Annotated in this window: 19 protein-coding genes; 9 read left to right on the top strand and 10 right to left on the bottom strand. The window is 64.9% G+C overall.

Annotation, left to right across the window (positions count from 1 at the left end):
• The first annotated feature begins 125 nt into the window (after positions 1-125).
• The 5 genes from ACQR1X_RS20015 to ACQR1X_RS20035 all read left to right on the top strand — a co-directional run bounded on the left by ACQR1X_RS20015 (position 126) and on the right by ACQR1X_RS20035 (position 7,645).
• The gene (locus tag ACQR1X_RS20015; RefSeq protein WP_316236979.1) at positions 126-2,834 is read left to right on the top strand and encodes a sensor domain-containing protein; all 2,709 of its coding nucleotides are present in this window, start codon (positions 126-128) and stop codon (positions 2,832-2,834) included.
• A gap of 130 nt (positions 2,835-2,964) precedes the next feature.
• Positions 2,965-4,527 carry a glycerol-3-phosphate dehydrogenase gene (locus ACQR1X_RS20020; protein WP_434899440.1) on the top strand — a complete coding sequence of 521 codons (1,563 nt, stop codon included), beginning with the start codon at positions 2,965-2,967 and terminating at the stop codon, positions 4,525-4,527.
• Positions 4,528-4,577: 50 nt separating this feature from the next.
• Positions 4,578-5,750: an ABC transporter ATP-binding protein gene (locus ACQR1X_RS20025; protein ID WP_434893489.1), complete on the top strand. Its 1,173-nt coding sequence runs from the start codon at positions 4,578-4,580 to the stop codon at positions 5,748-5,750.
• The gene (locus ACQR1X_RS20030) at positions 5,747-6,661 is read left to right on the top strand and encodes an ABC transporter permease (RefSeq protein WP_434899441.1); all 915 of its coding nucleotides are present in this window, start codon (positions 5,747-5,749) and stop codon (positions 6,659-6,661) included. Before ACQR1X_RS20025 ends, ACQR1X_RS20030 begins: the two co-directional genes overlap by 4 nt.
• A gap of 171 nt (positions 6,662-6,832) precedes the next feature.
• Positions 6,833-7,645, top strand: coding sequence for an ABC transporter permease (locus ACQR1X_RS20035; RefSeq protein ID WP_315802618.1), 813 nt, complete (start codon positions 6,833-6,835; stop codon positions 7,643-7,645).
• Between the two features lie 98 nt (positions 7,646-7,743).
• Here ACQR1X_RS20035 and ACQR1X_RS20040 read toward each other — a convergent pair whose 3' ends face one another.
• The 5 genes from ACQR1X_RS20040 to ACQR1X_RS20060 all read right to left on the bottom strand — a co-directional run bounded on the left by ACQR1X_RS20040 (position 7,744) and on the right by ACQR1X_RS20060 (position 14,053).
• Complete coding sequence (locus ACQR1X_RS20040; RefSeq protein ID WP_434899442.1) at positions 7,744-8,736, bottom strand: alpha/beta hydrolase family protein; 993 nt, start codon at positions 8,734-8,736, stop codon at positions 7,744-7,746.
• A 7-nt stretch (positions 8,737-8,743) separates the two neighbouring features.
• On the bottom strand, positions 8,744-9,595 hold the full coding sequence (locus ACQR1X_RS20045; protein WP_315802620.1) for a carbohydrate ABC transporter permease: 852 nt from the start codon (positions 9,593-9,595) through the stop codon (positions 8,744-8,746).
• Positions 9,592-10,467 (bottom strand): carbohydrate ABC transporter permease, encoded by an 876-nt coding sequence (locus ACQR1X_RS20050; protein ID WP_434887914.1) that lies wholly within the window; start codon positions 10,465-10,467, stop codon positions 9,592-9,594. Before ACQR1X_RS20050 ends, ACQR1X_RS20045 begins: the two co-directional genes overlap by 4 nt.
• Positions 10,468-10,582: 115 nt before the next feature.
• Positions 10,583-11,962 carry an ABC transporter substrate-binding protein gene (locus tag ACQR1X_RS20055; RefSeq protein WP_315802622.1) on the bottom strand — a complete coding sequence of 460 codons (1,380 nt, stop codon included), beginning with the start codon at positions 11,960-11,962 and terminating at the stop codon, positions 10,583-10,585.
• 141 nt (positions 11,963-12,103) lie between these two features.
• Complete coding sequence (locus ACQR1X_RS20060) at positions 12,104-14,053, bottom strand: AsmA family protein (RefSeq protein WP_434846805.1); 1,950 nt, start codon at positions 14,051-14,053, stop codon at positions 12,104-12,106.
• A 310-nt stretch (positions 14,054-14,363) separates the two neighbouring features.
• Here ACQR1X_RS20060 and ACQR1X_RS20065 point away from each other — a divergent pair, with 310 nt between their 5' ends.
• Both ACQR1X_RS20065 and ACQR1X_RS20070 read left to right on the top strand, forming a co-directional pair.
• Positions 14,364-15,092 carry a CoA transferase subunit A gene (locus ACQR1X_RS20065; RefSeq protein ID WP_315802623.1) on the top strand — a complete coding sequence of 243 codons (729 nt, stop codon included), beginning with the start codon at positions 14,364-14,366 and terminating at the stop codon, positions 15,090-15,092.
• A complete protein-coding gene (locus ACQR1X_RS20070) occupies positions 15,092-15,742 on the top strand; it encodes a 3-oxoacid CoA-transferase subunit B (protein WP_434899443.1) in 651 nt (216 codons plus the stop codon). Before ACQR1X_RS20065 ends, ACQR1X_RS20070 begins: the two co-directional genes overlap by 1 nt.
• A gap of 8 nt (positions 15,743-15,750) precedes the next feature.
• Here the strand turns inward: ACQR1X_RS20070 and ACQR1X_RS20075 are convergent, their stop codons facing one another.
• The 4 genes from ACQR1X_RS20075 to ACQR1X_RS20090 form a co-directional block, all read right to left on the bottom strand.
• Positions 15,751-17,472 (bottom strand): hypothetical protein, encoded by a 1,722-nt coding sequence (locus ACQR1X_RS20075; RefSeq protein WP_315802625.1) that lies wholly within the window; start codon positions 17,470-17,472, stop codon positions 15,751-15,753.
• Between the two features lie 178 nt (positions 17,473-17,650).
• Entirely contained in the window at positions 17,651-18,532 is an 882-nt protein-coding gene (locus ACQR1X_RS20080; RefSeq protein ID WP_315802626.1) for a formylglycine-generating enzyme family protein, read from the bottom strand.
• Positions 18,533-18,584: 52 nt separating this feature from the next.
• Positions 18,585-19,679 carry a copper-containing nitrite reductase gene (gene nirK, locus ACQR1X_RS20085; protein WP_315802627.1) on the bottom strand — a complete coding sequence of 365 codons (1,095 nt, stop codon included), beginning with the start codon at positions 19,677-19,679 and terminating at the stop codon, positions 18,585-18,587.
• 343 nt (positions 19,680-20,022) lie between these two features.
• A complete protein-coding gene (locus tag ACQR1X_RS20090; protein ID WP_434873592.1) occupies positions 20,023-20,232 on the bottom strand; it encodes a hypothetical protein in 210 nt (69 codons plus the stop codon).
• A 211-nt stretch (positions 20,233-20,443) separates the two neighbouring features.
• On the opposite strand from ACQR1X_RS20090, the gene hemN reads away from it, so the two are divergent.
• Together hemN and ACQR1X_RS20100 are read left to right on the top strand one after the other, a co-directional pair.
• Entirely contained in the window at positions 20,444-21,796 is a 1,353-nt protein-coding gene (gene hemN, locus ACQR1X_RS20095) for an oxygen-independent coproporphyrinogen III oxidase (protein ID WP_315802862.1), read from the top strand.
• 78 nt (positions 21,797-21,874) lie between these two features.
• Positions 21,875-22,078 (top strand): DUF1858 domain-containing protein, encoded by a 204-nt coding sequence (locus ACQR1X_RS20100; RefSeq protein ID WP_409997929.1) that lies wholly within the window; start codon positions 21,875-21,877, stop codon positions 22,076-22,078.
• On the opposite strand, the gene ACQR1X_RS20105 is transcribed toward ACQR1X_RS20100, so the two are convergent.
• Positions 22,079-22,798, bottom strand: a complete 720-nt coding sequence (locus tag ACQR1X_RS20105) for a Crp/Fnr family transcriptional regulator (RefSeq protein WP_315802629.1) — start codon at positions 22,796-22,798, stop codon at positions 22,079-22,081. It abuts the gene before it with no gap.
• Positions 22,799-22,934 lie beyond the last annotated feature (136 nt).

The following is a 22,934-nucleotide window of genomic DNA, read 5'->3' on the forward strand; positions in this document are numbered from 1 at the left end:
CAAACCATTCATCATAGGGCGGCCATTGACCAAATTTGCTTCGTCTTTTTCGAAGTTTGCGGAACCCGTTTACCCGATCCCAATAGGTGAAGCCAGATACTGTCGCCGAATACCGCGGGTGATTGATGGCTGGCAAGAATTGGCAGGCGAGCGACCGAAACGCGTTTTCTGCGCGTGTCGTTGCGGCCTCGGTGGCCGCCATGGCAGCGTGGGCGGCTGCGCCGACGCGCGCCTGGGCCGCTTCCTCCGATTTCTCGCCCTCCGGCTACCTGGGCACCATCGAGCCGGACGTGCTCTGGAAGGTGTTGATCGCCGGCGTTGTCGTCTGCGCCTTCCTCGCGTCGGTCGTGATCTGGATCCATTCGGCCTTGCGGCGCGCCAAGCGGGCACAACTTCGGCGTAACGTTTTCATCAGCTCCGCGCTCAACAATTTGAGCCAGGGGCTGATGCTGACGGACGCCGCCAACCGCGTCGTCTTCTACAACCACCGCTTTCTCGAGATCTACGGCATGAGCCGGGCCGACATTCCGCCCGGCTGCACCGGCCGGGATCTGGTCGAGTTGCGGCGGCAGCGTGGCCTGCTCAATCTGACGGTCGAGGACTATGCGCGCCAGGCGCGGCAGCCGGACGGGTGCCTGACCGAGCTGCCCGGCGGACGTGTGGTGCGCGCCCAGATGTTCCGTCTTCCGACCGGCGGATCAATCGGCATCCATGAAGACTGTACGGTGCAGCACCGGCTGGAGCGCGAGCTCGCCTCGACCAAGCAGTTCCTGGAATCGGTGGTCGATCAGGTTCCCGTCTGCGTCGCCGCCAAGAACATCGAGGACGGCCGCTACATCTTCGCCAACCGGGCGTTTGAGCAGTTCGCGCAGGTGCCGCGGGATCAGATCATCGGACGGCGCCCGAGCGACCTGTTCGGCGAAGAGACCGCGGCCGACATCGCGGCTGCCGACCGCGAAGCGATGCTGGCGCCCGGCACCACCTATTGCAGCGAACTCGTGGTTCAACGCGGTGACGAGAAGCGCATCCTGGACGCCCACCGGGTCGTTGCACGCAACGACAAGAACGAACCGCAATTCCTCATCGCGCTGTTCGACGATGCCACGGAGCGGCGATCGCTGAGCCGCGAGCTGGAGAACAGCAAGAAGTTCCTGGAACTGGTCGTCGACAACATTCCGGTTTCGCTCATCGTCGAGAGCGTCAGCGACGGCCGCTATCTGCTCGCCAACCGCAGCGCCGAGATCATCCTCAACCGCAAGCGCGAGGACGCCACCGGCCTGACCACCGCCGACATCTTCAATCCGCGCGAGGCCAGACTGATCACGGCGCGCGACGAAGCCGCCATCAAGAAGCGCGGCCTTCTGACTGAGGAACATCCGATCTCGACCAAGGACGGCCTGCGGCTGTTCCTGACGCGGCGGGCAACCGTGCTGGGCGAGACCGGCCAGCCGCAATATCTGATCAAGACCTATGAGGACGTCACCGATCGGCGCCAGACCGAATCGCGGATGGCGCACATGGCCTATCACGACGGCCTGACCGATCTGCCGAACCGCGCCGCGTTCCTGCAGGCCCTGAGCCAGATGATCGAGGCCTGCGCGGATACGGACGAGGAGTTTGCGGTCCTGAACGTCGATCTCAAGGGCCTGAAGGACGTCAACGACGTCTTCGGCCACGCCATCGGCGACAAGCTGTTGATCGAGGTCGCCCGTCGCGTCCATGCCGTTGCCCGGGGCGGCGTCGTTGCCCGTCTCTCCGGCGACGAGTTCGGGCTGATCATCGACGGCAAGCAACCGGAAACGGGCAGGGCCCTGGCCGAGCAATTGGCGGCGGCGATCGCGGTGGACTTTCAGATCGAGGGCAAATCGATCCGCACCGCGCTGACGACGGGCATCTCGGTGTTTCCGCACAATGGTTCGGATCCGGCGTCGCTGCTCGCCAATGCGGGTGCTGCTCTGTTCCGCGCCAAGGCCAAATCGCGCGGCAGCATCACCTTCTACGAGCCTGAAATGGATCAGCAGATTCGCGACCGCCGCGTTCTGCATCAGGAGCTGTCTGTCGCGATCAAGCATGGCGAACTGTCGCTGTACTTCCAGCCGCAGGCCGTCTCCGGCCGCACGGTCGACGCCAGCGAGATCATCGGCTTCGAGGCGCTGGCGCGCTGGCAGCACCCGGTCCGGGGGTTCGTGCCGCCGAGCGACTTTATTCCGCTCGCGGAAGAGAGCGGCCTCATCGTCGAGATGGGCGAGTGGATCCTGCGCGAGGCCTGCCGCGAGGCGGCGTCGTGGCCGAAGCCGCTGCAGGTCGCGGTCAACCTGTCTCCGGCGCAGTTCGTCCATGGCGACCTCGTTGCGCTGGTCCACTCGATCCTGATCGAGACGGGGCTCGCGCCCGGCAGGCTCGAGCTGGAGATCACCGAGGGTGTGCTGATCGAGGATTTCGATCGCGGTGTCGCGCTGCTGCGCCGGCTGAAGGCGCTCGGCGTTCGCGTCTCGATGGACGATTTCGGCAGCGGCTACTCGTCGCTGAGCTACCTTCAGGCGTTCCCGTTCGACAAGATCAAGATCGACCGCGCCTTCGTCATGAATATCGGCCGCAACCCGCAATCGGCGGCGATCATTCGTGCGGTCATCGGTCTGGGTCACGGCATGAACATGTCGATCGTGGCGGAAGGCGTCGAGACGCCGGAGCAGCTCGGCTTCCTCGCCGAGCAGGGCTGCGACTCGGTTCAGGGCTATCTGCTCGGCAAGCCCCTGCCGATCGACAAATATGACGGCATTGTCGGTCGCGCTCACGACGACGACGACGTCGCGTCCGTTCGCAAGACCGGCTGACCTGGCAGTCCGGTCAGAGGCTGTTGCGCAACAGCGCGAATTTATCCGCACTCGTAACAGTTGGGTCGCTACGAGAATCATTTCCGCCGGTCTACGATCGTTCGTCCTGGCACGCTCGAAGACCTTGCGTATGGCGGACTACGATCTGGCGATTATCGGCGGAGGTCTGAACGGCGTCAGCCTGGCGCGTGATGCGGCTGGCCGCGGTTTGCGCGTGATCCTGGTCGAGCAGGGCGATCTCGGCGGCGGCGCCTCGTCGGCCACGTCGCGGCTGGTGCACGGGGACCTCGCGGCGCTGGAGCGCCGCGGCTTTCTGCGCGTGCGTCGCGCGCTTGCCGAGCGCGACGTCTGGCTCACGGTCGCGCCGCATCTTGTGCGGCCGATCCGTTTTGCGATTCCGGCTCACGCCGATGAGCGGCCGCCATGGCAGTTGCGCGCAGGGCTCTGGCTCTACGATCGCCTCGCTGCGCGCAACCGGCTGCCGGCCGCGTCGGCGCTCGATGTCACGCATCATCCGGTCGGCGATGCCTTGAAGCGTCCGATCGGGACGGCATTCGACTATTCCGATTGCGTGGTCGACGATTCCCGCCTGGTGGTCCTGACCGCGATGGATGCCGCCGAGCGCGGCGCAGAGATCCGCACCGGCGCCCGCTGCGTGCGGGCCGACCGCGACCAAATATGGCGCCTCGCCATCATCGACCGCGGCCATCGCCGCATCGTCACCTCGCGCGCGCTCGCCAACGCCACCGGCGCGTGGAGCGTCTCGACGGCGGAAACCGTGCTGCGTCAGCCGCTGCCGCGGGTGACCGTGCGGCAGGTCAGCCAGATCATCGTGCCGCGGCTGTTCGATGTCGAAGCGGTCTATGTGTTTCAGAATTCGGATGGACGGCTGATCTTTGCCCAGCCCTACGAGCAGGATTTCACCCTGATCGGCACGGTGGCCCGCGGCTTCAAGGGCGACCCAGCCGTGGTGGCGGTGCCGGCGGCAGACGTGGCTTATCTTTGCAAGGCGGCGAACCGCTATTTTCGCTCGGACATCCAGCCTGCGGACGTGGTCCTGAGCGTGGCCGGCGCCAACATGATGGTGCTGCGCGCCGCCGACAGCGGGCGGTTGGAAACGGTCGTGAGCCTTGATGCTGGACGCGCCAAGGAGCCCGCCAAGGCGCCGCTGCTGACCATGTGCGGGGGCGACGTCACGACGGTCCGGCACCGGGCCGAGCAGGCGGTCTCCCGCCTCGCGCGCTTTTATCCAATGTCGCCACGCTGGACTGCGAGCGCGCCGCTTCCTGGGGGTGACTTCGCCTGGGATCGGTTCGAGGATCTCGTCGATGACGCACGGGACCGCTGGCGCTTTCTCAGCGAAGCGGAGGCCCGGCGTCTGGTCGGCGCCTATGGCACCCGGCTGGCGCAGATCCTCGGCGAGGCGAGATGCCGGGCCGATCTCGGACAGGCGTTCGGGCCGCAGCTGACCGAGGCGGAGGTCCGCTACCTCATGACGCGTGAATGGGCGCGGTTTCCCGACGACGTGCTGTGGCGGCGGACAAAGCTGGGCCTGACGCTTCCCGTCGCCGAACGCGATGCGCTCGCCGCGTTCATGGCCATTGCGACCTGCGGCCGGAGCACGCCGCAGGCGGCTGACGCGAGCGGGGATAGTCCGGTCCGTGCGGTTGAGCTGCAATCCGTGGGCGGCTAGCTTGCCGACTGGCCCGACGTTGTGGCCGGGCAGGGTGATTAGATCGGGACATGGCTGACGAGATCGAAAATCCAGCACCCGCCGAGGCGCCGGCAGCATCACCACCGCCGGATCCGCGCCCCGATCCTCAGCCGCCGCTCCTGCGGATCGAGAACGTCGTCAAGACCTTCGGCAGCTTCCGCGCCGTCGATGGCGTCTCGCTCGACATCCGTGCCGGCGAATTCTTCGCGCTGCTCGGCCCCAGCGGCTGCGGCAAGACCACGCTGTTGCGCATGCTGGCCGGCTTCGAGACGCCGGACGAAGGACGCATTCTGCTGTCGGGGGAGGACATCGCGCAGGTGCTGCCGCATCAGCGGCCCGTCAACATGATGTTCCAGAACTACGCGCTGTTCCCGCATCTGAACGTGCGCGACAACATCGCCTTCGGCCTGAAGCGTGCCGGCATGCTGCGCGCCGAGATCGCCACCCGTGTCGCCGAGATGGTGGCGCTGGTCCGGCTCGAAGGCCTGGAGAAGCGCAAGCCCGATCAACTGTCCGGGGGCCAGAAGCAGCGCGTCGCCTTGGCGCGCTCGCTGGCGCGCCGGCCGCAGGTGCTGCTGCTGGATGAGCCGATGGCGGCGCTCGACAAGAAGCTCCGCGAGAGCACGCAGTTCGAGCTGATGGAGCTGCAGCGCAAGCTCGGCATGACCTTCATCATCGTCACCCACGATCAGGAGGAGGCGATGACGGTGGCGAGCAGGATCGGCGTGATGAATGCGGGACGGCTCGAACAGGTCGCTGCACCGCGCCGGCTGTATGAAGAGCCCGTGTCGCGGTGGGTCGCGGAGTTCGTCGGCGACATCAACCTGTTCGAGGGCGAGGTGATCGCGCGGGAGCCGCACCGGCTTCGGATCACGACTGCCTCGGCCGGCGAGCTCGCTGCGGCACAGCCCGTCACTCCCGTCAGCGAGAGCAGGGTTGCGGTCGCGATCCGTCCCGAGAAGATCCGTCTCGCGCTTCGCCGGCCGGCCGGCGATGCCGCCGCGATCAACTGTGTCGAGGGGACCATTTCCGATGCGAGCTATCTCGGCGGCAAGACCGCGTACAAGATCCAGCTCGACGGCGGTGCTGTCCTGCACGCCTCGCAGGCCAACACGGCCCGGCTCGACGCCGACGGCTATGGGCTGAACCAGCGCGTCGTGGCCTGGTTCACGCCCGATGATTGTGTGGTGCTGGAGCGATGAGCGCGCGCCGCATCTTCTCGCGTCCGGCCCGCTTCGCGGCGATCGCGCCCTACGTCTGGATGGTGCTGTTCTTCCTGGTGCCGTTCGCCTTCGTCGCCAAGATCAGCCTGTCGCAGACTGCGATCGCGCAGCCGCCCTATACGCCGGTGTTCTCGCTGGCTGATGGTTTGTCGTCGCTCCGGGATGCATTTGCGGCGCTGTCGCTCGACAATTTCCGTCTGCTGCTGTCGGACGACCTGTATCTCGCGTCCTATCTGCGCAGCGTCGTCGTCGCGGCGACGTCGACGGCCATCCTGCTGCTGATCGGCTATCCCGTCGCCTATGGCATGGCGCGGCTGCCGAGGCGCTGGCAGGGCGTCGCGATGATGCTTGTGATCGTGCCGTTCTGGACCTCGTTCCTGATCCGCATCTATGCCTGGGTCAACATCCTCCAGCATGACGGGCTGTTGAACCAGGTGCTGCTCGCGCTGCATCTGGTCTCGGCGCCGGTGGTGTGGTTGTCGACCGACAGCGCCATGTATGTCGGTATCGTCTATTCCTATCTGCCGTTCATGATCCTGCCGCTGTTTGCGACGCTGACGAAGCTGGAGCCGGCGCTGGAGGAGGCCGCTGCCGATCTCGGCGCCTCGCCGCGCGAGACCTTCTGGCTGGTGACGTTTCCACTGTCGCTGCCGGGAGTCGGCGCCGGCGCGCTGCTGTGCTTCATCCCGATCGTCGGCGAGTTTGTCATTCCCGACCTTCTCGCCGGTTCGAAATCGTTGATGATCGGCCAGACGCTCTGGCTCGAGTTCTTTACCAACAAGGATTGGCCGGTGGCCTCCAGCATCGCCGTGGTGCTGCTCGCCGTCCTGTTGCTCCCGCTCCTGCTCAACGACCGGCTGCAACGCCGGCAGCTGGAGGAGAGCCGGTGATGGCTGGAGTGCAGCGAGGCACGCTCTCTCGCTCCCCTCCCCCTTGCGGGCAGGGGTTGGTGGTAGGGGTCCGCATCGGCAGTCTTTGCTGGGGGCCGCCCTCCCTGACCCTCCCCCACAAGGGGGGAGAGAACGGAGAAAGCTTCGCCCGGGTCGACGGAGGAGGCGCTCATGCCTAAAGCCTCCCGCCTTTCTCGCTTCAATGTAGCCTCGCTGACGCTCGGGCTGGCGTTCCTGTATCTGCCCATTCTGATCCTGGTGATCTACTCGTTCAACGCCTCGCGGCTGGTGACGGTGTGGGGCGGCTGGTCGCTGCGCTGGTATCACGAGTTCTTCAACGACCGTGCCATGATCGATGCGGCCTGGATGAGCCTGCGTGTCGGCGCCACCGCGGCGACGGCGGCGACGGTGCTGGGGACGCTGGCCGCGGTGGCGCTGTCGCGCGGCCAGGGCTTTCGCGGCCGCATGCTGTTCTCCGGCATGCTGTATGCGCCGCTGGTGATGCCCGAGGTGATCACCGGCCTGTCGCTGCTGCTGCTGTTCGTGGCGCTGGAGGCCGAGCGCGGCTTCTGGACGGTGACGATCGCCCACACGACCCTCACGATGTGCTTCGTCGCTGTCGTCGTGCAGTCGCGTCTGGTGTCGCTCGACCGCAGCCTGGAGGAGGCCGCGATGGATCTCGGCTGCGATCCGCTGCGCGCGTTCGTGATGGTCACCTTGCCGCTGATCGCCCCTGCGGTGATCGCTGGCTGGATGCTCGCCTTCACGCTGTCGCTCGACGATCTCGTGATCGCGAGCTTCACCACCGGACCGGGCTCGGCGACGTTGCCGATCCGAATCTACTCGGAGGTGCGGCTCGGGGTAAAGCCGGAGATCAACGCGATCTGCACGCTGGTGATCGGAGTCATCGCCGTGGTGATCGTGATCGCATCACTCGCCTCGAAATTGTCGAGCGACCGCGGCGAGAGCGCGGCCCCGCTCTAACTTCTCGTCATTGCGAGCGAAGCGAAGCAATCCAGGGCCGAGCAAGGACTCTGGATTGCTTCGCTTCGCTCGCAACGACGGAGGATGTTGTCGCAGCGTCACTCAACAGCGAACAGCTCTAACGCAGCAGCGATGACCGAGCGATGAACCGCGCCGCGATCGACCGAAGGCGGATCGACGCAGCTGGCCGGATCGGAGCTGCGGCCGAGGTCGGTGCTCTCGGGCAAGAAGACATAATGGCCGGCGTCGGCGGCGACCATGTCGAACGTGCTGCGCGGCAACCGCTCCTGCAGCCAGCGTGCGGCCGGCAGCAGCGCGTCCACACCTCCGACCATGATGCGGGTCGACACGCGGATCGCGGTGACGCTCTCCTCCGAGAAGCCCTGCACCGATCGGCCCGGCGCCAGCAGCAGCGCCGCCTTGATGCGGGGATCGCGATAGGAGGCCGACATCCGCGCCCAGGAGTCGCGGAAGATCTGGCTCTTCTCCATCAGCCGCGGCAGATGATCGACGAGATCGGGAAACTCGCGCGGTCCGCGGCCGAGATTGGCGCCGGGCTCGAACGGCGAGCGGAGCATGATGGCGCCGAGCAGGGCGGTCGCCGTGACGCCACCGAGCGAATAGCCGACGGCGTAGTTGCGGGCGAGGTTGATGCGGCCTTCGAAATCGGGATGAGCGACGATGTGGTCGATCAGCAAGGACACGTCGCGCGGGCGTTCCCATGAGCAGAGGAAGCCCTCTGCGCGGTAGGGCTCGGCGTTGCTGTTGCCATGATGATTGACGGCGACCGCGACAAAGCCGCGGGCCGCCAGCTCGCGCGCCAGCCATTCGAACTGCAGGCCGTTGCAGCCGGTGCCGTGCGAGTACACGACGAGAGGACAGGCGTCCGCGCTTGCAGCGAGCGGCGAATTCAAGGCCGCTGGTCCCGCATTGAACCAGCCCTGCGGCCACGGTGCGAGCGGGAGCGCCGTCTCCTCGGCGTCGTCGGCGACCGGGTACCAGGCGAACCAGTCGATCGGTCGCGGCCCGTCGCCATCCCAGTTCGCCCGCGATGCGTCGGCGAACCGTCCCTGACGAAATCCGACCCTCATCGCTCCGTCACGACTTCACGGCGCCCGCGGTCAGCCCGCCCACCATATAGCGCTTGAAGGCATAGTAGACCGCGGCGGGCGGCAACGCGTAGATGAAGCCGGTGGTCATCAGCAGCTCCCACGGCGAATCGTCGGCGGCCAGGAAGTTGCCGAGCGCCACGGGCAGCGTGATATCCTTGTCGTTCGACAGCAGCAGGAATGCGTAGAGGTACTCGTTCCAGGCCAGCAGCACGGCGTAGGTGCCGATCGCGACCAGCGAGGGCATCATCAACGGCACATAGACGAGGCGGAAGATCTGCAGCGGGCTGGCGCCATCCATCACGGCGGCCTCATCCAGCTCGACCGGCAGCTTGTCGGAGGCCTGTTTCAGCACCCAGATCGCATAGGGCGAGGCGATCGTCACCATCGCCAGGATCAGCGACCAGTCGTTGTTGAGGAGGCCGTATTTGCCCATGGTGCGATACATCGGCACCGCGAGGAACGCGGCCGGGATGAAATAGGTGAACAGCGCAAGGTTCATCACCACGCGGCTGCCGGGCACGCGCAGGCGCGAAATGGCGTAAGCCGCGCAGGTCGCGATCACCAGGGTCAGCGCGCCGACGGCGGCGGCAATGAGGACGGAGTTGCCGAACTGGATCCAGAAGTCGCGCAGGAAATAATGCTGCTGGTGGAACACGATCGAGAAGTTGTGCAGCGTCGGATGATCCGGCCACAGCTTACCCGAGAACGCGTCCTCCTTCGGCGAGATCGCGAACAGGAACATGTGGTAGATCGGAATCATCGTCCAGATGAAGACGGGAATGCCGATCAGCAGCAGCCGGGCCTCGGTGCCAACCTCGCGCAGGGTGGGGAGCTTCATCGCGACAACCGCTTCATCATGAAATAGACCAGGGGGAGCACTAGCGGCATCGCGCAGACGATCGAGGCCATGGCAAGGCTGAGCTGATCGAGCCGGAGATAGCGGATGCCGAGTGTCGACAACACGTGGGTGAGATCGGCGGGACCGCCGCCGGTCAGGAGATAGACGCTGTTGAAGTCGCCGAGCGTCCAGATCATCGAGAGCAGCGTGCAGGTGATGTAGAGCGTCTGCATCGACGGCCAAGTGATGAAGCGGAACTTCTGCCACCAGGTGGCGCCATCGACCTCGGCCGCCTCGAACAGGTCCTGCGAGATCGCGAGCCGACCCGTCATCAGGATCAGCGTCCAGAACGGCAGCGACTTCCAGATGTGCATGCCGATCGCCATCGACAGCGCAACGGTCGGATCGTTCAGCCAGTTCGGGCCGTCATCGCCGGTGAACTTGAAGATCAGCTGGTTCACCACGCCCCATTCCGGATTGAGCATGAAGCGCACCGACAGGATGGTCGGGATCGAAGGCACCGCCCAGGGCAGGATGAAGATGACCGACAGCCATTTGATCCAGCCGCGCTGCTGAATGAAGAAGCCGGACAGGAACAGCGCGATCACCATCTTCAGATTGATGCCGACCAGAAGGAAGATCAGCGTGTTGACCGCGGCGCGCGCGAAGATGGGGTCGTTATACAGCGCGACGTAGCTGGCCGGCTCCCGGGCGAGCCACAGGCCGTAGCCAACGGGATAGACGACGAAGGCGAGGAAGACGAGCAGATAGGGGGCAAGCATGACGATGCCCCACACCTGCGACGGTGTCAGCAGCACCGGGCGCGGCGCCTCCGCGATCGCGGAATCGGAAGCTGAGAGCGTGATCGCCATGGTCGTTTTTCCCGGGTCGTCTCTTCCCGCCTATAAGCCATCCCGGCCGCATGCGCTGCGGCCGGGATTTGGTGTCTTGTCAGGATCGCAAGCCAGTGCCTCGCGAGGCGAGAGACTAGCCGGCGACCTCCTTCAGCCGCGCGATCAGCTCGTCGACGGCCTTCTCGACCGGCACCTTCTCGCTGACAACGCGGTTCATCGCCTTCGCCCAGACGTTCTCATTGTTGAGGATCGTGAACTTGTAGTTCTTGGTGAAGTCGAACGGCGTGGTGCCGCCGGTGAACTGGGTGTACACGGCCTTGCGATGGCGGTCGGCCTGCCAGAACGGGCTCTTCTGGCCGGCGGTCGTCACCGGGAACCAGCGGCCCAGCGCGCCCTCGACGTAGGGACCGAGGTTCTCCTCCTGCATCAGGAACTTGATGAACTCCTTGGCCTGCGCCTTGTGCGGCGCATTGGCGAAGATCAGGCCGGTCTTGACGTCGGAGCGGTACTTGATCGGCGTGCCGTCGGGCTTGTTGGGGAAGGACGCGGTGATGATGTCCTCCTCATAGGCCTTCTTGCCGGCCGCGCGCTGCTCGGGTGTCAGCGCCGGGTTGGTGGAGTCCTCGAACCACTTGGCCGCGATCGAGATCGTGAAATTGTGGGTCATCACGATCGTCTTGTTGTGGAAGGCGACGTTGTTGTCCGGATCCTTCCACGTCGTGGACGAGGGCGGCGTGCAGCCCTTGATGTAGGTGTCGGTATAATCCTTCATCGCCTTGACGAGGCCGTCGCGCACCTTGGGGTCGTCGACCAAGAGCTTGCCATCGTCATCGACCAGCTTGACGTTGTAGGCGTCCATGAAGGTGTAGAACGACTGGAACGAGTCGGTGGATTCCACGCCCATCGGCTGGCCGACGCCGTAGATGCGCTGGCCGGTCGCCTTGCGGATCGCCGGCTGCACCTTGTCGCACCAGAACGTCCAATAGTCTTCCCACTTGGTCGGGATGTCGCTCTGCTTGAAGCCGGCCTTGCCCAGCATGTCGCCCCAGATCTGGACGTGCATGCTCTGCTGCTTCAGCGGGAAGCCGTAATAGGCCTTCTTCTTGGCGACGTTGTTGTAGAGGTAGGCGGTCTCGAGCGTGTTCGGAGCGAACGCCGACTTCATCGGCTCCAGGATGTCGGTGAGATCCTCGAGCTTGCCTTCGTAGGCCCACTTACCCTGCGCCTGAACGTCGTAGGTGTCCGCATAGGCTACGTCGGGCACGGTGCCGGAATCGAGCGCGGCGACCGTCTTCGGAATCATGTCCTGGATTGCGTATTGCGACAGCTCGACCTTGATGCCGGTCTTGGCCTCGAACTTCTTGACGACGTTGAGCAGCGCATCGTCCTCGGACTTGTAGAAGCCCTTGCTCCACCAGATCGTGATGGTGTCCTGAGCGATAGCTGGTGCTGCAGCGCAAAAAAGCCCGGCGGCTACTGCGATTGAAAGCGCACCCATTCCCCTGGATTTCACATGTCTCTCCCTGATCCGCCGATCTTGCTCGATCGGTTGTGGCGGACACTAGCCCAGGGACCCGACGTGATCCAGAAGTAATATATCAGACATAGGTCGTGGCGGCGGCCGCGTCTCGGCACGCGAAGCAAGCCGAGTTGGTCAGTTCTGCTTGGTGGGAGTGCCGCCCGTCGGCGCGTCAGCCTGCGGCGCATTGTCCGGCTGGGCCGGGCGCAATCCGCCGCCAGTGAATCGTTCCAGCACCGAGCGCACCGCATCCCTCGTCTTGCGGTCCTTGACTGCATCGAGCAGAGGGGCGGCGGCCGGGGCGCGGCGGATCAGGCTTTCCGGATCGGGAAAGATCAGTGGATCTTCCCAGGGGCCCTGGACGACGAAAGGCAGTTCGAAGCCGTTGCTGCCATTGCCTGACGACAGCAGGCTCGCGACGCCCTTGAAATCGTATTCCCGTGTCGGCACCGAGGCCGTACCGGTCATCGTGATGCGCGCGGTCGGGCTCTCGACGCGGATGTCCTCCGCGGTCGCGATACCCTCAGAGAATTTGACCGCGATCGTCAGCGAATCGTAAGGCGTCGAGCCGGAGCGGAAGCTGCCGCCGCGCGACAGCGGGCTGCGCTCGAGGCGCTTCAGGAGCTGCTCGACGTTGAAGCCGGAGATCGCGCCATCGCGGCCCTGCAAATTGGCGCTGCCGTCGAGCGACTGGGCGAGCCCGAACGGGCTCGAGCCCGAAGCCGTCAGCGAGACGTTGAGATTGCCGCGTCCCGACAGCGACGACACGCCGAACATCTCGTTGGCGCAGGCCTGTAGATCGACATCGTTGAATTGCAGCTCAGCCTTCACGTCGGCCACGGTGTCGGCCCGGGCGATTCCGAACGAGCCGCGCACGATGCCGCCATACATCTGAGCCTCGCCGACCGAGAGGGCGAGCACGCCGTTGCGCAGGTTGGCGCCGAAGGCCGTGCGTCCGATTTTCGAGGAGCCGACCGTGACTTTTGCGGCCGATAGCCGCATGTCGAGGTCGGTGGTGGACAAGGCCTTGAGGTCGAACAGTTGCCGGTTCCAGTCGCGCGCACCATTGGCCAGCAGCCGGACTGTCGAGATGTAGGGGGTGAAGTCGAGGGCGTCGGCCGCCAGCGTCGCCTGCAGCGTCTGCCGGCCGTTATTGGCGTAGGTCATCACGCCTTCGGCGGTGTTGCCGTCGAGCTCGACGTTGACATTGGTGAGGGCGACCGAGGCGCCGACCACGTTGGCGCGGGCACGCAAGGCGAAGCGCCCGAAGCCGCCGCCGCCGAGCGGCGTCTGCCCCGTCCAGCGCAGCGCATCGCGGAGCGACGGGCTGTCCACGGTCAACGTGCCTTCCATCAGCGCGCTGGTGCGGTTCGCGACCGTGCCATCGAAGGCGACCTTCAGTGGCGGGCTGGCGAGACGCATCTTCAAGCCCGACCGGTCCCCCGACAGCGCAGCCAGGAAGTCGCTGACGCTGATGGAGCCCTCGATGCGCTGGCCGCGCCAATCGAACTGCCCGGTCGCCGCGAACGAGCGCGAGATCGACGGCCAGGCGAGCGACAGATCAATATCGTCGAGCCGCTCGGAAGCATGGTGGTCGGTGTCCTCGTAGACCAGGATGCCGTCCTGGATGCGGATCTCGGAGAACGACATCTGGCTGTCGGGCCCCGGACGCATCGTGCGCGCGATGGTCTCGATGAAGGGAGTCCAGTTGCTGTTGCCGTCGGCCTCGCGGGTGACGTTGATCTGCGGCCGCAGCATCATGACATCGGCGATTTCGAACCGCTGCAACAGCAGCGGCAGCAATTGCAGATTGGCGGTCAGCACGTCGACGCGCAGGGCCGGATCCTCGGTGCCGCTGCCCTTCAGGCCGACATCGTGGAACGAGACGTAGCTGCCCGGAAACAAGGAGACGTCGATATGTCCGTTGACGACGAGCTCGAGCCCGGTCACGGCGCGGATCTGGTGCTCCACCGCCTGCCGCAGTGCCTCGCGATTGACCAGCCAGGAGCTCGCCAGCAGGGCCACGAACGCGATGCCCAGCAGCACCGCGATCGGTGTGCCGAGGCGCCTCATTCCTTGGGCCATGGTCACGGACATGTCCTGGGATCGTCGGATCGCTGGTTGCGCGGGATGGGCAGGGTGCGCCGAAAACCCCTGCCAACATCAACAACTTGATGCGCTTTCTTGACGCTTTCAAGGCCACGCCGCCGGTGTGGCCGGATTGCGGCGGATCCCTGATATTCCGGACTCCGGATCGCCCCGGAGGCGCAGGCTGGCGCCACAGCTAAAGCAGGATGTGCGCGTTGGGAAGGCGTCATTGACGCATTGCGAAGATTTCGCCTAATAATCCGGTCGATATCCGCGCGGTCGCCGCTCTGCATCAGGTCATTTCCGTATGAACAAGGTCTATCCGGACGCCAAATCCGCCCTTGCTGGCCTCCTCAAGGACGGCATGACCATCATGTCGGGTGGGTTCGGTCTTTGTGGCATCGCAGAAACCCTGTCCGACGCCATTCGCGAGTCCGGGGTGAAGGACCTCACCGTCATCTCCAACAATGCCGGGGTGGACGGCATCGGCCTCAGCCGGCTGCTGGAGACACGGCAGATCAAGAAGATGATCTCGTCCTATGTCGGCGAGAATAAGCTGTTTGCCCAGCAATATCTGGCCGGCGAGCTGGAGCTCGAATTCTGCCCGCAGGGCACCCTGGCCGAGCGCATCCGCGCCGGTGGCGCCGGCATCCCGGCCTTCTTCACCAAGACCGGCGTCGGCACGCTGGTCGCGGAGGGCAAGGAGGTGCGGGAGTTCGACGGCGAGAAATATCTGATGGAGCGCGGCCTGTTCGCCGATCTGGCGATCGTGCACGCCTGGAAGGGCGACACCGCCGGCAACCTCGTCTACCGCAAGACCGCGCGCAACTTCAATCCGATGATGGCCACTGCGGCCAGGGTGACAGTCGCGGAGGTCGAGCATCTGCTGCCGGCCGGCCAGATCGATCCCGACCACATTCATACGCCCGGCATCTTCGTCAAGCGCATTATCCAGGTCGGAACCGAACTGAAGCGCATCGAGCAACGCACCGTGCGCAAACGTGAAGCCGCCGCTGCAGCCGGGGAGGAAGTCTGATGGCCTGGACGCGAGAGCAGATGGCGGCGCGCGCCGCCAAGGAGCTGCGGGACGGCTACTACGTCAATCTCGGCATCGGCATTCCGACGCTGGTCTCCAACTTCATTCCGCCGGGCGTCGACGTCGCGCTGCAGAGCGAGAACGGCATGCTCGGCATGGGTCCGTTCCCCTATGAGGGCGAGGAGGATCCCGACCTCATCAATGCCGGCAAGCAGACCGTCACCGAGCTGCCGATCACCAGCTATTTCTCGTCAGCTGAATCCTTCGCCATGGTCCGCGGCGGCCACATCGACCTGTCGATCCTCGGCGCCATGCAGGTCGCCCAGAACGGAGATCTCGCCAACTGGATGATCCCCGGCAAGATGGTGAAGGGCATGGGCGGCGCGATGGATCTCGTCGCCGGCGTCAAGCGCGTGGTCGTGGTCATGGAGCACAGCGCCAAGGACGGCCCGAAGCTGCTCAAGCAGTGCACCTTGCCGCTGACCGGCGAGCGCGTGGTCGACATGGTGGTGACCGATCTGGCGGTGTTCACGATCGACAAGCACGGCAATGACGGCATGGCCCTGATCGAGCTCGCCGATGGCGTGACGCTCGACGAGGTCAAGGCCAAGACCGAAGCCGAGTTCCGGGTCGCGCTCAAGAATGTCTGAGGGCGCGACTACCAGCGCCGACACAGCATCTCCGCGACCTTGACGGCGAGCCGGCACGCAGCATGCCGTGGCGGGCTCGCAGCAGCGGGCGGCGCGGTCTCCGCCAGCCCCTGGATGATGAGGCACGGCACACTGCGGCTGAGGCAGATCAGCCCCATCGCATAGGCCACGTTGTCCGTCGCAAGCGCACCTGGAAACGCTGCTGATATCTCGGCATCCGTGCCGTCGCCATCGCACGTCACTGTCATTCCTTCGAAGAACACGCCGATGTCATCCAGCATGCCATCCGTGGCCTCGTGCGCGAGGCGGCAAAGCTCGGGGTCGGCCGGAATGATCATTCCGCTGTCATCGACCGAGGGCGGCTCGGCAATGCTGAGCGCGTCGCGCAGCTTGATCTGAATCCGGAATGGCGCGACCGAGGTGGCAATGACGAGGTCACCGGGGCCGGCCCCGACGAATCGCGGGCCGCGGGAGACGTGCGGGAGATTCGGTCCCAGTGCCTCGGCCCGTCCCGGCATGATCAGCCACTGCGCCCCATGCTCTTCGATCGCCACTGCGGCCGCGCTCGCCACCTCGGCCATCGATCGCCCGAGGCATACGACCGCATGGAAGCAGGAATGCCTGATGATGGCGCGCGCCGCGTTGCGCTGTTCAATCAGTGTGCCCGGGCCCATGGCCTGGACCAGGGCTTCGATATCCTCCGGCGTTTCGACCACGAAACCGATCGTGTTGGCTTTGGCATGGAGAAATCGCAGCGCGTCGAGCATCGCGTTGATGCTGGCCTTCTCCCGACCATCGAGCTGCTGCCACAGCGCTTCGAGCACATCCAGGGAGGCCTCGATGCCGGCGCCGATCACGCCCTGGCCGAGCGGGCGGCCGGGTGTCTCACAACGGTAGAGCTCCTCCAAGGCCTGCTGGACGGTTCTGCGGTCTTTGACGGCGTAGGCTCCTTGCAGGATGCGCGCGAGAACCTGGGCGCGCTTGCCAAGTTCGAGCGGAACGGCAAGCCAGGCAAAATCAGCCAGCTCGGCGGCCTGCTCGCTGGCGGCACGCTGAAATTCGCCGACGACCTGACCGTAGTGCCAGCTCAATTGCCACGGGGTCACCTGCCTCCCGCGATACCTGCCGCGCTCGATGCGTTCGAGCGATTGTGCCTGCAACTCGTTGCGCAGGTCGGGATCCATTCCCGATGCGCGGGAATCCAGCAGCCGATAGGCGCGTGTTGCGATCGCCGGTCCGAACCATTCGTGCTCGGGGTCGCCGACCGAGAGACCGCTGGGCATGCGGATGTGGACCGTCCTGCGAAACTGGTCGAGCTCGCGTCTTGCCACCTGGGCCGCGGTCACCGAAACCTGCTGTACCTCGAACAAGCCGTCGACGACACTGGCCCAGTCCCAGAAGTCGTCGCCATAGAACGGAATGCGATATTGGCGGCTCGCGACGATCCGTGCGCAAACCTGTTCGATGGCGGGAGCCACACGATCCAGAATATCCTTGCGCGCCAGCGCGCCGTCCGTGAGACATTGGTGCACGAGACGCGCCGCGCCCGCATTCACCACATGCCAGTCCTTGGCGGCGAACTTAGGCGATGTCCGCAGATATTCGAGCGCGTCGATGAGGCAGCGTCCAGCCAGTGCGCGAGGCGAATCGTCGTCGAACCAGCTGGTGTTGCCAATTCCGTAACCATGCAGGTCGGACGTGAAGAAGACCGGCGGATGTCGAGAATTCACACTCGCCTCCTGGTCCGCTCATCGCGTCTCTCAACGGAAATTGTCTAACGTTTGTAGCTTACATCTCGCAACCGAAAGTTGATTTTGTATGACTGTCATTTGTGCCAGTGTCAGGGCACCGCCGATCCGGCACCGGCGTCGGCTGCTGTCGAGCGTGCTTGAGGCTGAGCATGCCGCGTCATGCGCGAATGGCGCCGAGGAGCCGGCTGAGGCGCTGCGTCAGGCTGCGGCTCCATGAAGGCTGTTCGCGGACCAGGCGGAAGCCGAGATTGGCAGGTGGCGTGCCGGAGGCGCACCCGCCGGCGCGCGCGTCGCGGATGAAGTCGGTCACGTAGGCTCGATGCGCGCCTTCGGCCAGCCGCACGCCGCAATTGCTGACGGTCTTGGTGACGCGACCTGCACTATCCTGCATCTTGCGTGTGAAGCAGGTCGAGGTCCATTCCCAGACATTGCCCGCCAAGTCAGCAACGCCGTGCTCATTGATGCCGAAGCCGCCGAAGCCGCGCGTCTCGGAGTCCTCTTGCAGGGCGGCTTCCCGTTCGTAGCGGGCAATCCAGCGCCGCGAGGGATCGGCGTCGTCGATCGAGACGCCATCGTCCTTGAAGCGGCTGCCCGCCGCATAGGCCCACTCGGTATCGGTCGGCAGACGATAGCTGTGGCCGGTCCGGCGTGAGAGCCATTCAGCGTAGGCCACCGCGTCATGCCAACTCACCTGCACGGCCGGGCGATCGATGGCGATGGGAACGTTGCGATCGAGCGCGCGGCACGCATGCGCTTGGACGCAGGCGTGGTAGTCTGCGGCACTGACCTGGTTCGTCATGATCGTCAGCGGATGATCAAAGCGGACCGTCGTGATGGGAGCTTCGGCCTGCCGCCCGCTGCGGAGATGGTCACCAGAGTCGCGGTAGGCGATCGCACCGGGTGCGATCTCGGTGAGGGCAGGGCCGTCGAGGCCCGCAGCGCGGTTTGGCAGATCTGCAAGGATCGGTGCCATTGCGGTCGGGCCAGCCAATCCGACGACGCAGGCGATGGTGAGCTTGATCTTGAAAGCGAGCAGCATGGCAGCACACTCAGGAGAGTGGGGGCCGGATACGCCGGCCCCCCTGGGCCGATCAGTTCGTCGTGCCGGTCGGAATGTCCGCCGGGGCTTTGACCTGCGTCATCAGGTCGTCATTCCACTTGCCTTCGACCTTGAAATGGGCGGTCGCGCCGAGATTGGCCGCCTCGATCAGGTTGTGGGTGACGTAGGCGTAGATGCCGGGCTGCAGGAATTTGTAGAGCGCGGCGCCCGCCGAGCCGCCGCGGATGAACCAGGTCTCGAGCCCGGTCTCCGGCGCGTTCGAAAATTTTCCGGTCTCCCAGACATAGTCGCCATGGCCGCCGATCAGATGCGGACGACTATCGCGATTCGCCTGCGAGTGCACGATCAGAACGTTCTCGCCGACATTGGCCGTGAGCGCATTCTTTCCGGTGAGCGCGCCGGCCTTGCCGTTGAACACCACATGGGTCGGCGTGAGCTTGCGCATGACCTCCTCGGTGTCGCTATAGGCTTCGCCGGGCGAGTCGTAGGACTTGAAGTTTCCCTTGTCGTCGCGCGGGACGTAGAGGTCCTGCTCGCCGATGTAGTAGATGCGATCATAGCGCAGCGCGTGTCCGCGGCCGTCATTGAGACCGTCGCGCGGCAGCACCATCACGGCGCCGTTCATGCCGGAGACGACATGCCAGGGGATCATCGGTCCGCCCGGGGCGCAGTGGTAGACGAACACGCCGGTCCGCGTTGCCTTCCAGCGTAGCACGACCTGCTCGCCCGGATTGACCAGGGTCAGCGCGCCGCCGCCCAGCGCTCCGGTCGCGGAGTGGAAGTCGATATTATGCGGCATGCTGTTGGTCGCGGGATTGACCAGGGTCACCTCGACATAGTCGCCCTCATGGACCACCATCAGCGGGCCTGGCATCGAGCCGTTGAACGTCATGGCCTGGAAGGTGGTGCCCTTCTCGTCGATCACCATCTTCTTCTCCTGGACCACGAGCTTGAACTCCATGATCTTGGGTCCCTGCTTGGTCGCCTGCTCGTGCGCATGCACGAACGGCGGAGCCACCAGATCGACCTTCTGGCGCGGCAGCTTGAGGTCCTCGGCAACAGCGGGAGCCGCAATCATCATCGCGGCGATGGCTGCACTGAACATGGCGGTGCGGCGGGTCAACATGGATCGCTCCTTCATTGGATCTGTTGTAGTGCCGCAATCAGCATGCTCCCGTTGGAACTCGGCTTGTTTGTGCTGCAACAAGCAACTTCGCAATTGCGGAATCAGACGGCGGATTTCGAGCGAGATTGGCGCGACTGTACCCGCGCAGAGCGCTAATGAGTTGCATCGGCGCGCAGTTTCTTGGGAGGCCGGACAGGGTGCGGAGCAAAGCGGGCAGGCTGTCTCGCGCGACTACGCGATAAGACGCGATCTATCCGTTTGTCCACACGGCACGAGAATCGCGGGCGCCATGATGCGCTGCTTCAGAGCAGGACTCTGGACCGACGATGTGCTTCCGAACTCATCAGCTCAGCCAGCGCACCGCCAACAACACGACGAAGGCGACTGCCGCCGCGATACAAAACACCGTGGTCATGAACATGGCGATGTTGCCAAGCAGGCCCGTTGGCCCCGACTCGTCGCGGAACGATTCAAAGCCGTCGGACTGGGGGATATGGCCGCGGATGCCGGCGAGGAAAGCAAATGAACGGAGCAGCAGTTGCAGGGCTTCCATTGCGGTTTCCTCGAATCGTCGGTGAATCAATAATGACGTGAAATGAGCCGGCCACTTTGAGGAAGCGCAAAGTTCGCGGTGATCACCGGCGTTCTACTGTTCCAACGGGGTATCTGCCGGCCGCGCCTTGAGAAAGCTCAAGGCCGTCCCTCTTGCCTTGTGTCAAGAAGCTCCCAACCCCAGGTCGATACGCTCAGGTGACAGGCAGGACATGAGACCAGATCTTGCAGCATGCTACGGACAGGAGCGCCTCCCGCGCTACACCAGCTATCCTACGGCGCCTCATTTCTCCGCCGCGGTCGGCCCGTCCACCTACGCAGAATGGTTGCGCGCGATACCAGCGAGCGCGACGGCATCGTTGTACCTGCATGTGCCGTTCTGTCGCTCGATGTGCTGGTATTGCGGCTGCAACACCATGGTCGCCAAGCGCGACGAGCCCATTGCGGTCTACGAATCGGCGCTGCGTTGCGAGGTCGACATGGTGGCGCGCCAGATCGGCCGGCGGCTGCAGGTCGGGCACATTCATTTCGGCGGCGGCACGCCCACCATCATGGCGCCGGAGTCCTTTGTCGATCTCGTCGGATCGCTGCGCCATTCCTTTTTCGTGCTGCCGTCGGCGGAGATCGCCATCGAGATAGATCCGCGCACGCTGACGCCGGAGATGATCGCGGCGCTGGGGGTGAGCGGGGTCAATCGGGCCAGCCTGGGCGTGCAGAGCTTCGATCCGCGGGTGCAGCAGGCCATCAACCGGGTGCAGAGCTTCGAGCAGACCGCGGCGGCGACGAACGGATTGCGTCAGGCCGGCGTTGCCGGCATCAACTTCGACCTGATCTACGGACTGCCGCATCAGAGCGTTGAGTCGTGTCTCGACACCGTCCGGCGCGCCATCGACCTGCGCCCCGACCGGCTCTCCGTGTTCGGCTACGCTCATGTGCCATCGTTCAAGACGCACCAGCGCAAGATTCAGGACTCGGCGTTGCCGGACAGCCTGGAACGCTACGATCAGGCCTGCGCGATCGCTGACGCGCTGAAGGACGCAGGCTACGTGCAGATCGGGCTCGATCATTTCGCCTTGCCCACGGATCCCATGACCATCGCGTTCCGCGAAGGCCGCCTGCATCGCAATTTCCAGGGCTATACGACCGATGCAAATGATCTGCTGCTCGGCTTCGGGGCCTCGGCGATCGGGCAGCTGCCGCAAGGTTATGTCCAGAACGCGCCGCAGGTCCGGGCCTATGAGCAGAAGATCGCCTCCGGCAGCCTCGCGACCGTGAAAGGCTATGGACTGACCGATGACGACCGCCTGCGGGCCGACATCATCGAGCGCATCATGTGCGACTACGGCGTGGACCTCGATGTCATCTGCACCCGCCATGGCACGGACACCGACGACATGCTGAGATCGGCGCCGCGGCTGCAATCGTTGATCTCCGACGGTGTGGTCGAGCTCAACGGCGGTGCGCTCGCGGTGACCGAGCATTCCCGGTTCCTGGTGCGCAGTGTCGCCGCGGCGTTCGATGCGCATCTCGACGCGTCGAAGCAGCTGCACAGCCGGGCGGTCTGACCGTCGAGGTGCCGCGGTGCTTGTGCCGCGACAAAGACCGCCAACGGCATGCCCGCTACCATTCGCGCTGGACTTGGAATGGAGGCGCGCATGCCAATCTCCTTCGATGAACTGGTCGACGATGTCATGCGGCGAAGCCCGGAGACCATCGGCGTCTTTCTTGCTTTCCAGATGCGTTGCGTCGGTTGCCCGATCGCCTGCTTTCACAACGTCGCGGATGCCTGCCACGAGCATGGCGTCGATCCCGACGCGTTCCTCTCGGCGCTGTGTGCCTGCGCGTGATCAGCTACGCGATGCGGCCGCATCGCCGGCGCCCTGCTGCGCCAGCAGCACGATCTTGTGCGGCTCGCGCAGGACGATCTTCTGACGCCCGCTTTCGACCAGGCCGAGCTGCTCCCAGCCGGAGAGGATGCGGCTCACCGTGTGCAGCGTCGTCCCGGTCATCTGCGCAATGTCCTGCCGGCTGATCGGGAAATCGATCTGCACGCCATGATCGAGCTTGCGGCCGGCCTGGTTGGCGAGCCGGAGCAGCGCATGCGCGATGCGCTGCTCCACCTGCTGGGTCGACATCTCGATCACGCGCGCATGGGTTTCCTGCAGCCGCTGGCCGACCGTCTGCAGCGTGTTCGCCGCCAGCGACGGAAACCTCGCGACCAGTCTCGGCCATGCGGCGGACGGCCAGGCCAGCACGATGCTGTCGTCGACGGCGGTCGCAGTCGCCGGATAGTGCTGCAGGCCGATAGCCGGGGCGACGCCGAACGTATCCCCGGGCACGACGTAGCGCACCACGATCTGGTCGCCGGTCGGCGTCGTCTTGCTGGCGCGGACATGGCCGTGCAGCAGCAGGAAGAACGAGATCGCATCGGCGCCCTGCTCGAACACCGCGCCGTTGCGTGGAACGCGAATCGAACGGGCTTCGCGCAGCACATCCGTCAGATCCTCCGCGGACAGCCCCGCAAACAGCGGCAGATGCGCGACCAGCGAGCGGTCGATGGAAGCCATGATATTCTCCGGGCCGACGGCGGATTTTGCCCGCTCAATAGCACGTTTTTGCGATCCGTCGGAAGTTTGTGCTGGCGCAAGCCATATCGGACGACGCGCAACTACATGTTAAGCACACAGCGCCATATCGGCGCGG

Source organism: Bradyrhizobium sp. HKCCYLRH3073, from assembly GCF_051167995.1.
GTDB lineage: Bacteria > Pseudomonadota > Alphaproteobacteria > Rhizobiales > Xanthobacteraceae > Bradyrhizobium.